The sequence below is a fragment of the Methylobacterium sp. 1973 genome, from assembly GCF_040545035.1.
GTDB classification, from domain to species: Bacteria; Pseudomonadota; Alphaproteobacteria; order Rhizobiales; family Beijerinckiaceae; genus Methylobacterium; species Methylobacterium fujisawaense.
Genome location: NZ_JBEPLA010000015.1, coordinates 25836 through 38615 on the forward strand (window position 1 = coordinate 25836; position 12780 = coordinate 38615).

The window sequence follows — 12780 nt, forward strand, 5'->3', positions numbered from 1 at the left end:
TTCAGCTCCGCGCCATCACGTAACTTGATAAGTATCGTGAGGGCGCACGGTTGCCAATCCCGAGTCCGGTGTGATGGATCGACGGGTGCGCACCGACAGCCGCCTCTCCCGAACGCTCCATGTGCTGCTTCACATGGCGCGCCACGACGGACCGATGACGTCCGAGGCGATCGGGCGGATGCTCGGGACGAATCCCGTGGTCGTCCGCCGCACGATGGCCGGGCTCCGGAACGCGGGCTACGTGACGTCGGAGAAGGGGCACGGCGGCGGATGGACCATCGCGGCGGACCTGAACGCGGTCTCGCTGCTCGACATCCACCGCGCGGTCGGCGGGCCCCGCATCTTCGCGATCGGCAGCGATCGCGCGAACCCGGCCTGCGCCGTCGAGAAGGTCGTCAACGCGGCGGTCGAGGACACGCTGCGCGAGGCCGAGGCTCTTCTGATCACGCGGCTCGGTTCCGTCAGCCTCGCCGAGCTCGCGCGAAGCTTCGACGCCCGGTGCCGGTCCGAGGGGGCATCGGACAGCTCGACCTGCACGTGACGGCGGGCGCTTGCCGCGCCGACGGTCGGGCGCCATGCTCCGCCTCGACGCGGACCAGCACGAGATGATCGGCCATGGGCCTTCTGGACGGATTGCTCGGACACGGCTCGGCCGTCGATGCGGCCTCCCTGGAGCGCCGGCTCGACGGCATCCTGATCGACGGCGAGACGGCGCGGCTCGCCTTCAAGATCATCCGGGACGTGTTCGTGTTCACCGAGCGCCGCGTCATCCTGATCGACGTCCAGGGCGTGACCGGCAGCAAGGTCGAGTTCCTGTCGGTGCCGTACCGCGCGATCGTGCGCTTCTCGGTCGAGACCGCCGGTACGTTCGACCTCGACGCCGAGTTGAAGATCTGGGTCTCGGGCGCGGCGGAGCCGATCCAGCGGACCTTGAAGAAGGGCGCGGACATCCGGGGCATCCAACGGGCCCTGGCCGAAGGCGTGCTGCGCTAGCCCACGGCCCGACCGCGCGGATGACGGCCCGCTCCGACCCGCGGCGAGCCGTCCACGGTACGCGACGGCAGGAGGCGACCTGCAGGAGGCGACCTGCAGGAGGCGACCTGCAGGAGGCGACCTGCCTACCGGACCACGCCCTTGACCCGCAGCGCGTCGCGCGCGCCCTCCGGATAGTCCAGCTCCTCGGCCAGGATCTCGGCGCTCGAATCCCCGAGGCCCGGCGGCATGCGCCGCACCGGCAGCCGGCGGCCGTCGAGCCGATAGGGCGGGGCGATGACGTGGGCATTGCCGGGCGCCGTCACCACCAGCCCGGCCTCCTGGGCCCGGTCGCAGGTGAGCGCCTCGCGCAGGCCCATCACCTCGCCGCAGGGGATGCCCGCGGCCCTGAGCCGCGCGATCAGCGGCGCGCGCTCCCACTTGGCGAGTTCCGCCTCCAGCACCGGGATGAAGGCGGCGCGGTTGCGCGACCGATCGAGGTTGGTGGCGAAGCGCGGGTCGGCGACCCAGTCCGGCCGCTCCAGCACCTGCTCGCAGAAGCGGCGGTACTGCCCGTTGTTGCCGACCGTGATCACCACCGGCCCGTCGCCGGCCTCGAATACGCCGTAGGGCACGATCGAGGGATGGGCATTGCCGTAGCGGGGCGGATCGATGCCCCGGGCCAGCGCCTCCAGGCCGTAATAGGAGGTCAGCGCGACACCGCAATCGAACAGAGCGAGGTCGATCGTCTTGCCCCGTCCGGTCCGCTCCCGCTGGTACAGGGCCGCCAGCACGGCCTGGGCCGCGAACTGCCCGGTGAACAGATCGACCGCCGCGACCCCGAACTTGAGCGGCGGCCCTCCAGCCTCGCCGTTGAGCGCCATCACACCGGATTCACCCTGCACGACGAGGTCGTAGCCGGGTCGTCCGGCCTCAGAGCCGTCGGAACTGTAGCCGGCGATCGAGCAGTAGATCAGGCCGGAATTCTCCGCCGACAGGTCGCCGTAGCCGAGGCCGAGCTTCTCGGCCCCGCCGGTCTTGAAGTTCTGCACCAGGACATCGCTCTCGCGCGCGAGCGCCTTGACGATCGCCAGCCCGTCCGGGGTGGCGAGATCGATACCGATGGAGCGCTTGTTGCGGTTCACGCTGTCGAAATACGAGGTGTTGCCGGGGCTCGTGGGCACGCCCCAGTCTCGGGTATCGTCGCCGCGCTCCGGGTGCTCGATCTTGATCACGTCGGCGCCGAGATCGCCCAGCACCTGCGCGCACCACGGCCCCGCCAGGACCCGGGACAGGTCGAGGACGCGGATCCCGGCGAGCGGCAGGTCGTCGGTGGCGGATTCGGCATCCATCGCGGACATCCTCAGGCTCCCATGACGCCGTCGAGGCTGCGGACGGCTGCGATGAGTCTCGGGCGCGCCACCTCCATGAGGAAGCGTGCGTCGGTGATGACGGTGGGGGCGCCGCAATTGACCGACATGGGCGGCAGGCCGCCGCCGGGATGGAACCCCACCGCGATGGCGCAGACGGTTTCCTGCCACTCGCCGAACGAGGTGCAGCAGCCGATCTCCCGATGCTCGGCCACGGCCCGGTCGAGACCGGCCCGGAGCGCGGGCCAGGCGACCGGGTCCAGGGCCTTCAGGTCCTCGTAAATGCCCTCGCGCTCGCGATCCGTGCAGATTGCCACGTAGGCTCGGCCCATGGCGCTGCGGGCGAGGGAGATGCGCGAGCCGGTATCGAGGTTGAGCGAGATCGCCGCCGGGCCGCGCTGGCAATCGACGTAGCGCATGCTGAGACGGTCGCGGACGCCGAGTCCCACCGAGGCGTTGGCGGCTTCGGCCACGGCGCGGAGCACGGGCCGGGCGATGCCGCGGACGTCGAGGCCTCCGAGAGCCGCCGAGCTGAGCGCGATCGTCGCCGTGCCGAGGCGGTAGCGGCCGATCTCGGGCAAATGCTGCAGGTAGCCGAGCTTGGTCAGCGTGTAGGTGAGCCGCGACACGGTGGAGCGCGGCAGGCCGCAGGCCTCCGCAATGTCGTGGTTGGCGAGGCTCGTGCGCCCCGGGCCGAAGCAGGCCAGCACCGACAGCCCCCGCGCGAGGGCCGTCACGAAGTGCCGGTCCTCCTTCGCGCCGAGTCCGGCGGTGTCGGGATCGGCCAGCAGGGCCGCGTCCGCATCCATCTGCGCCCTCATCGGTGCAGGAACGCCGCGAAGGCCGCCTGCGCCTCCGGGGCGCGGCGGAGCGCGTGGAAGACCTCCGCCTCCTCGCCGAGCGTCCGGACAACAGCTTCCTCGTGGCCACGGCGCAGGGCCTGCTTGGTGGCGGCGATCGAGAGCGGGGGCAGGGCCGCGAGCGCGCGCGCCTTGCCCAGGGCGGTCTCCAGCGCCATCCCCGCCGGGACGGCGGCGTTGACGAGGCCCGCCGCGGCGGCCTCCGCGGCCGTGAAGGGCTCGCCGAGCATCAGGAGTTCGGCGGCGCGCTTCGAACCCGCCACCAGGGGCAGCAGGTAGCTCGATCCGCCCTCCGGGCTGAGGCCGAGCGCCGTGAAGGGCAGGCGGAACCGGGCGCCGTCCCCCGCATAGGCGAGATCGCAATGAAGCAGCAGCGTCGTGCCGATCCCGACCGCATGGCCCTCCACGGCCGCCAGGACTGGCTTCGGGCAGGCGCGCAGAGCCTTGAGGAAGGTCAGGCCGGGGCTGTCGCCGCCGGTCTCGACGTCCTGAAAATCCTTGAGATCGTTGCCGGCGGTGAAGCAGCCGCCGGCGCCGGTGAGCACGACGGCGCGCACCGCCTCGTCCCGGGCCACGGCCTCGATGGCCGCGGTCAGGCCCGCATAGGTCGCCCGATCGAGGGCGTTGCGCCGCTCCGGCCGGTCGATGGTGACGAGCCGGATCCCGGGCTCCGGGTCGGCGACGCGCAGGTTCGGGGGGGCGGATTCACACATCACAGTCGCGCCCCCGTCTCCCGAGCAGGCCGCTGTCCCCTCGCCGGACGGGCAACGGGCGGCGAGATTCGCGTGCCCCCCGCCATCGCCGACGGAGCGCGACAGGCTTCCGCCCCCGTCCGGGGGCGGGGACCGGCACCGCGCTGGGGCGCCGAAGCTCGGATATCCGGAGCCCGGACTTCCATCGCCCATCCCGTGAAGGGGATGAGACGAGCCGCCTGCGCCGCGAGAGGCGGATGCACCCGGACGCTCACGGCACGGCCTCGCCCGCGTACTCCGCCGACAGGCCGGCCATCCGCCCCCGCGCCGCCGCGTATTCCCGCGCGAGACGGGCCACGAGGTCGGCGGTGGCCGGGGCGTCCGCGATGGTGCCGACGCCCTGGCCCGCGCCCCAGACGTCCCGCCACGCCTTCACGCCGCCGCTGCCGAAATTCATCGCGGTCTTGTCGCGCACCGGCAGCGCCTCGGGATCGAGCCCGGCGGCGCGGATGCTGGGCGTCAGGTAGTTGCCCGGCACGCCGGTGAAGTAGGGGGTGTAGAGGATGTCGGCGGCCGCGCTGCCGGCGATCATGTCCTTGTAGGCGGGGGCGGCGTTCGCCTCCCGGGTGGCGATGAACCGGGTGCCCATGTAGGCGAGGTCGGCCCCCATGGCCTGGGCGGCCAGGATCGCCGCGCCCGAGGTGATCGCCCCCGAGAGGATCAGCGGACCGCCGTAGAACCGCCGGATCTCGCCGACGAGGGCGAAGGGGCTCAGCGTGCCGGCATGCCCGCCCGCGCCGGCGCAGACGAGGATCAGCCCGTCGACCCCGGCCTCCAGCGCCTTCTCGGCATGGCGCACGGTGGTGACGTCGTGGAAGACCACGCCGCCATAGGCGTGAACCGGGCGGATCACCGCGTCGGGCGCCCGCAGCGAGGTGATGATGATCGGCACCTGGTGCCGGACGCAGGCCTCGACGTCCTGGGCCAGCCGGTCGTTGGACGCGTGGACGATCTGGTTCACCGCGAAGGGCGCGACCTTGCGCGACGGTTCGGCCGCCCGGGCCTCCGCAAGCGTTCGCGTGATCCGCGTGAGCCATTCGTCGAGCAGAGCGGCGGGCCGGGCATTGAGCGCCGGGAACGAGCCGACCACGCCGGACAGGCACTGGGCGATCACCAGTTCCGGCCCGGAGACGATGAACATCGGCGCGCAGATCACCGGCAGGGCGAGGCGTCCGCGCAGGGCTTCGGGCAGGCGCCCGGACAGGGTCTGCTCGGGACCGTCGCTCACCGCCCGCTCCCTGCCGCCCGATTCCGCGCCGGACAGGCGCTCCCGGGCCGCTCGCCCCGATGGATGCCACGCACCGCGATCCTCCCCTGCTTCGGGCAGCCCGATCATCGCTCACCCGGCGGCGACCGCAACCGAGTCCCGCCCGGGGCCGTTTTGATGACATGGCGCCGGGGCGCGGGTCAAACGGCAGCATCCGTCGATTTCTGCAATGCAGAATGATCGGTTCGGAGATGACGTCAGCCGCAGACGATTCACGGCCCTCGCTTGACGCTCGCGTCGACCCGGACCAACATTCATCCAACGTGCAGACCATTATTCTGCATTGCAGAATGACAGGGAGTGTTGTGTGGTTCGTCAGGAGGTCGATGGCGGCGTGGCCGTGCTCACGCTCGCCAACCCGCCGGTCAACGCGCTCGGTGCCGCGTTGCGGGCCGCCCTCGACGGGGCCCTGGACCAGGCCATCGCGGACGAATCGGTCCGCGCGATTGTGCTGGCCGCCGAGGGTAAGGTGTTCGTCGGCGGGGCCGACATCACCGAGTTCGGCAAGCCGCAGCAGCCGCCGAGCCTGCCCGACATCCTGGACCGCCTCGATACCAGCCCGAAGCCCGTGGTGGCGGCCATCAACGGCGTGGCCCTCGGCGGCGGCCTCGAACTGGCGATGGCCTGCCACGGCCGGGTCGCGGCGCCCGCCGTCAAGCTCGGCCTGCCGGAGATCAAGCTCGGGATCATCCCGGGGGCGGGGGGCACGCAGCGCCTGCCGCGCCTGATCGGCCCCGACGCCGCCTCCCCGATGATGCTCACCGGCGAGCCCGTCTCCGCCGAGAAGGCGGCGGCGCTCGGCATCGTCGACGCCGTGGTCCTGGGCGACCTCGTGGCGGAGGCCCGGACCCGGGCCCTGGAACTGGCCGATGCGGGCCGCCTCCCGCGGGTGCGCGACCGGTCGGAGAAGCTCACGCCGGAGGCCCGGGAGCGGTTCGAGAGCCTGGCTGCCGAGGCGGTGAAGCGGGATCCCGACGCCACCAACGTCCACGCCCTGGTGCGGGCCGTGCGCGCCGGCCTGGAGCAGGATTTCGACGCCGCCGTCGCGGTGGAGCGGGCCGAGTTCCGCACCCTGGTGGAGGATCCGCGCTCGAAGGCCCTGCGCTACGCCTTCTTCGCCGAGCGCGAGGCGGCGCGGGTGCCCGGCCTGCCGAAGGACACGCCCCGCCGCCCCATCCGGACGGCGGCGGTGATCGGCGCCGGCACGATGGGCGGCGGGATTGCCATGTGCTTCGCCAATGCCGGCATCCCCGTGACGGTGATCGAAACGGAGGCCGGTGCCCTGGAGCGCGGTCTCGACCGGGTGAGGGGCCTCTATGCCGGCTCGGCCAAGCGCGGCTCGATCACCGAGGCGCAGCGCGACGAGCGGGTCGGCCGGATCACGGGGGCGATCGGCCTGGAGAACGCCGCGGAGGCCGACATCGTCATCGAAGCAGCCTTCGAGGACATGGGCGTCAAGCGGGAGATTTTTTCCAAGCTCGACGCCATCGCCAAACCTGGCGCGATCCTGGCCACCAACACCTCCTACCTCGACGTGAACGCCATCGCGGCGGTGACGAGCCGGCCGCAGGACGTGCTCGGCCTGCACTTCTTCAGCCCCGCCAACGTCATGCGCCTCGTGGAGGTAGTCCGGGCCGAGAAGACCGCGCCGGACGTGCTCGCCACCGCCCTGGATCTCGGCAAGCGCCTCAACAAGCTGCCGGTGACGGTGGGGGTCTGCTTCGGCTTCGTCGGAAACCGCATGCTGGAGCGCCGCAGCCGCGCCGGCGAGCGCCTGCTGCTCGAGGGGGCGCTGCCGCACGAGGTCGACGCGGCGGTGACCGGTTTCGGCTTCCGGATGGGCCCCTTCGCCATGAGCGATCTCGCGGGGCTCGATATCGGCTGGCGCTCGCGCAAGGATTTCGGAGGCCGGGCGCCGGTCGCCGATTCGCTGGCCGAGCAGGGCCGCTACGGCCAGAAGACCGGCCGCGGCTTCTACCTCTACCCGGACGGCGCCCGCACCGGCACCCGCGACCCGGACGTGGAGGCCCTGATCGCCCGCGTCGCCGCCGAGCACGGCATCGCGCGCCGCAGCTTCACGCCGGACGAGATCGTGGCGCGGCTGATGTACCCGATGGTCAACGAGGGCGCGCGGATCCTGGAGGAGGGCGTTGCGGCCCGTCCGAGCGACATCGATACGATCTGGATCAACGGCTACAACTGGCCGGCCTGGCGCGGCGGCCCGATGCACTGGGCCGATACGGTCGGGCTGCGGACGGTCGCCGAGGCGCTGTCGCGCTTCGCGGCCGAGACCGGCGACGACAGCCAGGAACCGGCGCCGCTCCTGAAGCGCCTCGCCGCCGAAGATGGCCGCTTCGCCGAGTGGAAGGCTTCGGCCTGATGCCGTGTCGGCTTGCGCACACCAAGTCCCGGTTTCGAAAGGTCCGGGACCTTTCGCGGGTGCAGGGCAGCGCCCTGTTGACGGCCGAGGCCGCATCCGTCGGGGCCTCGCCCCGACACCCCACCAAAGGGCGTGACGCCCTTTGGGAACCCCAGAGGATTCCGGCATGACCGACGCGGTGATCGTCGCGACCGCTCGCACGCCCATCGGCAAGGCCCATCGCGGCGCGCTGAACCTCACCCGCGGCGCCGATCTGGCCGCCCACGCGATCCGCGGCGCCCTGGACCGGGCGCGGCTGGAGCCGGAAGCGGTCGAGGAGGTGGTGCTCGGCTGCGGCTATCCGGAGAACGCCACGGGCGGCAACGTCGCCCGCCACGCCGCCCTGGTGGCGGGGATCCCGGTCGAGTCGGCCGGCGTCACCGTCTCGCGCTTCTGCGCCTCGGGCCTGGAGGCGATCGCCAGCGCGGCGCGCCGGATCATCCTCGACGGCGTGCCGGTGGCGGTGGCCGGCGGGGTCGAGTCGATCAGCCTCGTGCAGCCGAAGGTGCAGCGGGAGCTGACCCGCAACGCGTGGCTGGAGGCCCACCTGCCGGCGATCTACATGCCGATGATCGAGACCGCCGACATCGTGGCGGAGCGCTACCGGATCTCCCGGGAGGCGCAGGATCTCTTCGCCCTGGAGAGCCAGCGCCGCACCGCCGCCGCGCAGGAACGCGGGCTGCTCGACGACGAGATCGTCCCGATGAGCGCCGTCATGGCGGTGACCGACAAGGCCACCGGCGAGACCCGGGAGGTCGAGACCCGGCTCGCCAAGGACGAGGGCAACCGGCCGGACACGACCCTGGAGGGGCTCGCCAAGCTCAAGCCCGTGCGCGGGGAGGGCGCCTTCATCACGGCGGGCAATGCCAGCCAGCTCTCGGACGGCGCCTCGGCCAGCGTGCTGATGTCGGCCGACGAGGCGGCGCGGCGCGGCCTCGAGCCCCTCGGCATCTTCCGGGGCTTCGCATCGGCCGGCTGCGGGCCGGACGAGATGGGCATCGGCCCCGTCTTCGCGGTGCCGCGGCTTCTGGAGCGGCAGGGCCTGCGGGTCTCCGACATCGACCTCTGGGAGCTGAACGAGGCCTTCGCGTCCCAGTCGGTCTATTGCCGCGACAAGCTCGGGATCGACCCGGACACGGTCAACGTCAACGGCGGCGCCATCGCGGTCGGCCACCCGTTCGGCATGTCGGGGGCGCGGCTCGTGGGCCACGCCCTGCTGGAAGGCCGCCGCCGCGGCGCGCGCTACGCCGTGGTGACCATGTGCGTCGCCGGCGGCCAGGGCTGTGCCGGCCTGTTCGAGATCGCCCGGAGCTGAATCGATGGATCTGCGCTTCACCGACGAGGAAATCGCGTTCCGCGACGAGGTCCGGAACTTCTGCCGGACGGAGATCCCGGCCGAGATCCGAAAAAAGGTCTCGGAGGGGCGCAGTCTCTCGAAGGACGACTACGTCACCAGCCAGCGGATCCTCAACGCCAAGGGCTGGGCGGTGCCGCACTGGCCGCAGGAATTTGGCGGCCGGGATTGGACCTCGATCCAGCGCTACATCTACACGGAGGAGCTGTTCCAGGCGGCGGTACCCCTGCCGCAGCAGTTCAACTGCTACATGTTCGGCCCGGTGCTGGCGACCTTCGGCCGGCAGGACCAGAAGGAGCGCTTCCTCCCGCGCGCCGCCAATCTCGACGATTGGTGGTGCCAGGGCTTCTCCGAGCCCGGGGCCGGCTCCGACCTCGCCTCGCTCAAGACCAAGGCCGTGCGCGACGGCGACCACTACGTCGTGGACGGCCAGAAGACCTGGACGACGCTCGGCCAGCACGCCGACTGGATCTTCTGCCTGGTCCGCACCGACTTCGAGGCCAAGAAGCAGCGGGGCATCTCCTTTCTGCTCATCGACATGACGACGCCCGGCATCACCGTGCGCCCGATCCTCACCCTGGAGGGCCGGCACGAGGTCAACGAGGTCTTCTTCGACTCTGTCCGCGTGCCGGTCGAGAACCTGGTCGGTGAGGAGAACAAGGGCTGGGACTACGCGAAATTCCTGCTCGCCAACGAGCGGACCGGCATCGCCCGGATCGGGCTAACCAAGGAGCGGATCGCCCGGATCAAGCGCCTCGCCCGGGAAATGCCGGCCGGACCCGGCACGATGTGGGACGATCCCGCCTTCCGGTCCCGCGTCGCGGAGGTCGAGGTCGAGCTGAAGGCCCTGGAGATCACCCAGATGCGGGTGGCGGCCAAGCAGGGCCGGGCGGATTCGGTGGAGCCGGACCCCGCCTCCTCGCTCCTCAAGATCCGCGGCTCGCAGCTCCAGCAGGCGGCGACGGAGCTGCTGGTGGAGCTCGCCGGGCCGTTCGCGCTTGCCGCCCCGGCACGCGGGGCAGGGGCCAACAACCTGCCCGGGGGCTTCGACTGGGTCGATGCGGCGGCGCCGAGCTATTTCAACAACCGCAAGGTCTCGATCTACGGCGGCTCGAACGAGATCCAGCACAACGTCATCGCCAAGGGCATTCTGGGGTTGTGAGACGATCCCGGATCCGCTTGCAGGCTTGAGAAACGCGGCGGTCGCGGCCTCGGCTCTCCCTCCCCCCTCTGCGGGGGAGGTTGGCCCCCGAAGGAGGTCGGGAGAGGGGAGCGACGTTTCAGGACGCGGCACGCCCTTCATGCCGGTCGCGCCCTGTCCTGCAGCCGGGTTCCCCTCTCCCGGCCTCTGCTGACGCAGGGGCCACCCTCCCCCGCAGAGGGGGGAGGGAACTTCCGAGGACAACCACCATGGATTTCGACCTGAACGAGGACCAGTCGCTCCTACGCGACAGCGTCGAGCGGCTGGCCGCCGATCTCTACCCGTCCCTGGAAAGCCGGCAGGCGCGGCTCAAGGCGCCGCTCGGCTTCCCCGCGGAGGGCTGGGCGGCTTTTTCCGAACTCGGCGTCACGGGACTGCCCTTCTCGGACGAGGACGGCGGCCTCGGCGGCGGCCCGGTCGAGACCATGCTGGTCATGGAGGCGGTCGGCCGCAACCTCGTGGTCGAGCCGCTGCTGGCGAGCCTCGTTCTCGGTTCGACGGCCCTGCGGCTCGGCGGCAGCGCCGCGCAGAAGGCGCGCCTCGTTCCCGACTTGGTCTCCGGTGACCTGCGCCTGACCCTCGCCCACACCGAGCGCCAGTCCCGCTATGACCTCGCCGACGTGGCGACCACGGCCCGACGCTCCGGCGACGGTTTCGTGCTGAGCGGGGCCAAGAGCGTCGTACCCAACGCCGACGCGGCCGGCCTGATGGTGGTCTCCGCCCGCGTGTCGGGGGAGCGGCGCGACGCGCAGGGGATCGGCCTGTTCCTGGTCCCGGCCGACGCCGCCGGCGTCGCGATCGAGGCCTACCCGACGCAGGATGGCGGCCGGGCCGCGGAGGTGTCCTTCTCGGAGGTGCCGCTGCCCGGCGACGCGGCGCTGGGCGATCCCGAAGCCGGCCTGCCGCTGATGGAGCGGGTGGTGGAGCACGGGATCGCGGGGCTCGCCGCCGAGGCGGTGGGCTCCATGGACGCGCTCCACACGCTCACGGTCGAGTACCTCAAGACCCGCAAGCAGTTCGGCGTCAGCGTCGGCTCGTTCCAGGCGCTGCAGCACCGGGCGGTGGACATGCTGATCCAGCTGGAGCAGGCCCGCTCGATGGCCCTCTACGCCGCCATGATGGTCGACACGCCGGATGCGGCGGCGCGTGCGGCGGCCCTATCGGCCGTGAAGGTCCAGATCAACAAGGCCTGCCGGTATGTCGGCCAGGAGGCCGTGCAGCTCCACGGCGGCATCGGCATGACCCTCGAGTATATCGGCGCCCACCACTTCAAGCGGCTCGCCATGATCGAGTACCAGCTCGGCGACACCGCCCATCACCTGCGCCGCATCACGCAGGACGCGAACGGACTGCTGGCGGCGTAACCCACGCGGACAAGGGGCTTCCAAAGGGCGTGCCCTTTGGTGGGGTGTCGGGATGAAACCCCGACGAACAGGTCTCCGCCCCAGGCAGGGGAGGCGGAGACCTTTTAAAACCACCTTCAGACCGTCGAGCGGTCAGTTGAACAGCGAGCCGACCCCACCCTGCACCCGGCCGAGGCCGGCGCGGGCGACGGAGTTGTTCGGATCGATCGTCGCTGCGCGCTGGTAGTTCTCCATCGCCTCCTTGCGCTGGCCCGACTTCTCGTAGGCCAGGCCGCGATAGGCCCAGGAGGTGGCGTCCTTGTTGTTGACGTTGAGGGCCGCGTTGTAGTCCTCGATCGCCTTCGGGTACTGGTTCGTGGCGATCAGGCTCTGGCCGCGCGCGGCGTAGGGCGCGGACTTGAAGGGGTCGCGGTCGATGGCGGCGTCGAAATCGGCGATCGCCTGCGTGTCCTGACCCTGCTTCTGCCGCACGAGGCCGCGGGCATGATAGGCCTCGGCCGATTCCGGCATCAGCCGGATCGCGACGTTGAGGTCGTTGAGCGCCTGGTCGAGGTTGCCCTGGGCGCGCTCGACATTGGCGCGGCCGATATAGGCCGGGCCGTAATTCGGATCGATCCCGATCGCCTTGGTGAAGTCCTGCAGGGCAGGGCCGTCGCGGCCGATCTGGCGGCTCGCCAGGGCGCGGTTGTTGTAGGCGGAGGCGGAGTTCGGATCGAGCTGGATCGCCTTGGTGAAGTCGGCGATGGCATCGTTGAACTGGCCGGCGCGGGCATAGGCTGCGCCGCGGGTGTTGTAGGCGGCCGCGTCGTTCGGGTTGCGCTGCACGACCTCGGTCAGGGAGGCGATGTTGACGTTCGTGGCCCCCGTGGTGTCCTTCTCGAGGACCGCGTATTGCCGCGGGCCGGCCGCGCTCCCGACGGTCTCGCAGCCCGCGAGGCCGGCGGCCGAGACCATGGCTGCGCCGATCAGTGCCGTCTTTCGTCCCAGCCCGTTGCGTACGTTCATTGCCCCACTCTCCCCGAGGCGTCGCCCGCCTTGCGCGTGCCCGCCTCGCCCCTCACAGTCCAAGAGCCCGCGCCGTGCGCCGGGCACGCCCGAATCCGGGGCACCGTCGCGCATCACGGTGAAGGCCGGCTTAAGAAGCGCCGCGTCGTGATCCGGCCCCCGCCCGTCCCGGGGACGAAGGCGGTACAGGCGGAATCGATCGACAGCATTCGGAAC

At 71.4% G+C, this 12780-nt stretch carries 11 protein-coding genes; 6 read left to right on the plus strand and 5 right to left on the minus strand.

Features of this window, described 5'->3' with window-relative positions; all coding sequences use genetic code 11:
• Positions 1-85: 85 nt before the first annotated feature.
• Together ABIC70_RS23385 and ABIC70_RS23390 are read left to right on the plus strand one after the other, a co-directional pair.
• Entirely contained in the window at positions 86-541 is a 456-nt protein-coding gene (locus tag ABIC70_RS23385) for an Rrf2 family transcriptional regulator (protein ID WP_075379805.1), read from the plus strand.
• A 74-nt stretch (positions 542-615) separates the two neighbouring features.
• The gene (locus ABIC70_RS23390; protein ID WP_043345852.1) at positions 616-993 is read left to right on the plus strand and encodes a PH domain-containing protein; all 378 of its coding nucleotides are present in this window, start codon (positions 616-618) and stop codon (positions 991-993) included.
• Positions 994-1118: 125 nt separating this feature from the next.
• Here ABIC70_RS23390 and ABIC70_RS23395 read toward each other — a convergent pair whose 3' ends face one another.
• The 4 genes from ABIC70_RS23395 to ABIC70_RS23410 form a co-directional block, all read right to left on the minus strand.
• The gene (locus ABIC70_RS23395; protein ID WP_053609203.1) at positions 1119-2324 is read right to left on the minus strand and encodes a CaiB/BaiF CoA transferase family protein; all 1206 of its coding nucleotides are present in this window, start codon (positions 2322-2324) and stop codon (positions 1119-1121) included.
• An 11-nt stretch (positions 2325-2335) separates the two neighbouring features.
• Positions 2336-3151 carry an IclR family transcriptional regulator gene (locus ABIC70_RS23400; protein WP_051976095.1) on the minus strand — a complete coding sequence of 272 codons (816 nt, stop codon included), beginning with the start codon at positions 3149-3151 and terminating at the stop codon, positions 2336-2338.
• A gap of 8 nt (positions 3152-3159) precedes the next feature.
• A complete protein-coding gene (locus tag ABIC70_RS23405) occupies positions 3160-3915 on the minus strand; it encodes an enoyl-CoA hydratase-related protein (RefSeq protein WP_354441356.1) in 756 nt (251 codons plus the stop codon).
• 250 nt (positions 3916-4165) lie between these two features.
• Positions 4166-5182: an NAD(P)H-dependent flavin oxidoreductase gene (locus tag ABIC70_RS23410; RefSeq protein ID WP_354441358.1), complete on the minus strand. Its 1017-nt coding sequence runs from the start codon at positions 5180-5182 to the stop codon at positions 4166-4168.
• A 346-nt stretch (positions 5183-5528) separates the two neighbouring features.
• On the opposite strand from ABIC70_RS23410, the gene ABIC70_RS23415 reads away from it, so the two are divergent.
• From ABIC70_RS23415 to ABIC70_RS23430, 4 genes are all read left to right on the plus strand, one after another.
• Positions 5529-7601, plus strand: a complete 2073-nt coding sequence (locus tag ABIC70_RS23415) for a 3-hydroxyacyl-CoA dehydrogenase NAD-binding domain-containing protein (RefSeq protein ID WP_354441360.1) — start codon at positions 5529-5531, stop codon at positions 7599-7601.
• Between the two features lie 166 nt (positions 7602-7767).
• Positions 7768-8955, plus strand: a complete 1188-nt coding sequence (locus tag ABIC70_RS23420) for an acetyl-CoA C-acyltransferase (RefSeq protein WP_354441362.1) — start codon at positions 7768-7770, stop codon at positions 8953-8955.
• Positions 8956-8959: 4 nt separating this feature from the next.
• A complete protein-coding gene (locus tag ABIC70_RS23425; RefSeq protein WP_354441364.1) occupies positions 8960-10156 on the plus strand; it encodes an acyl-CoA dehydrogenase family protein in 1197 nt (398 codons plus the stop codon).
• A gap of 248 nt (positions 10157-10404) precedes the next feature.
• Positions 10405-11559, plus strand: a complete 1155-nt coding sequence (locus tag ABIC70_RS23430; protein ID WP_354441366.1) for an acyl-CoA dehydrogenase family protein — start codon at positions 10405-10407, stop codon at positions 11557-11559.
• Positions 11560-11691: 132 nt separating this feature from the next.
• On the opposite strand, the gene ABIC70_RS23435 is transcribed toward ABIC70_RS23430, so the two are convergent.
• Entirely contained in the window at positions 11692-12564 is an 873-nt protein-coding gene (locus ABIC70_RS23435) for a tetratricopeptide repeat protein (RefSeq protein ID WP_043347979.1), read from the minus strand.
• Positions 12565-12780 lie beyond the last annotated feature (216 nt).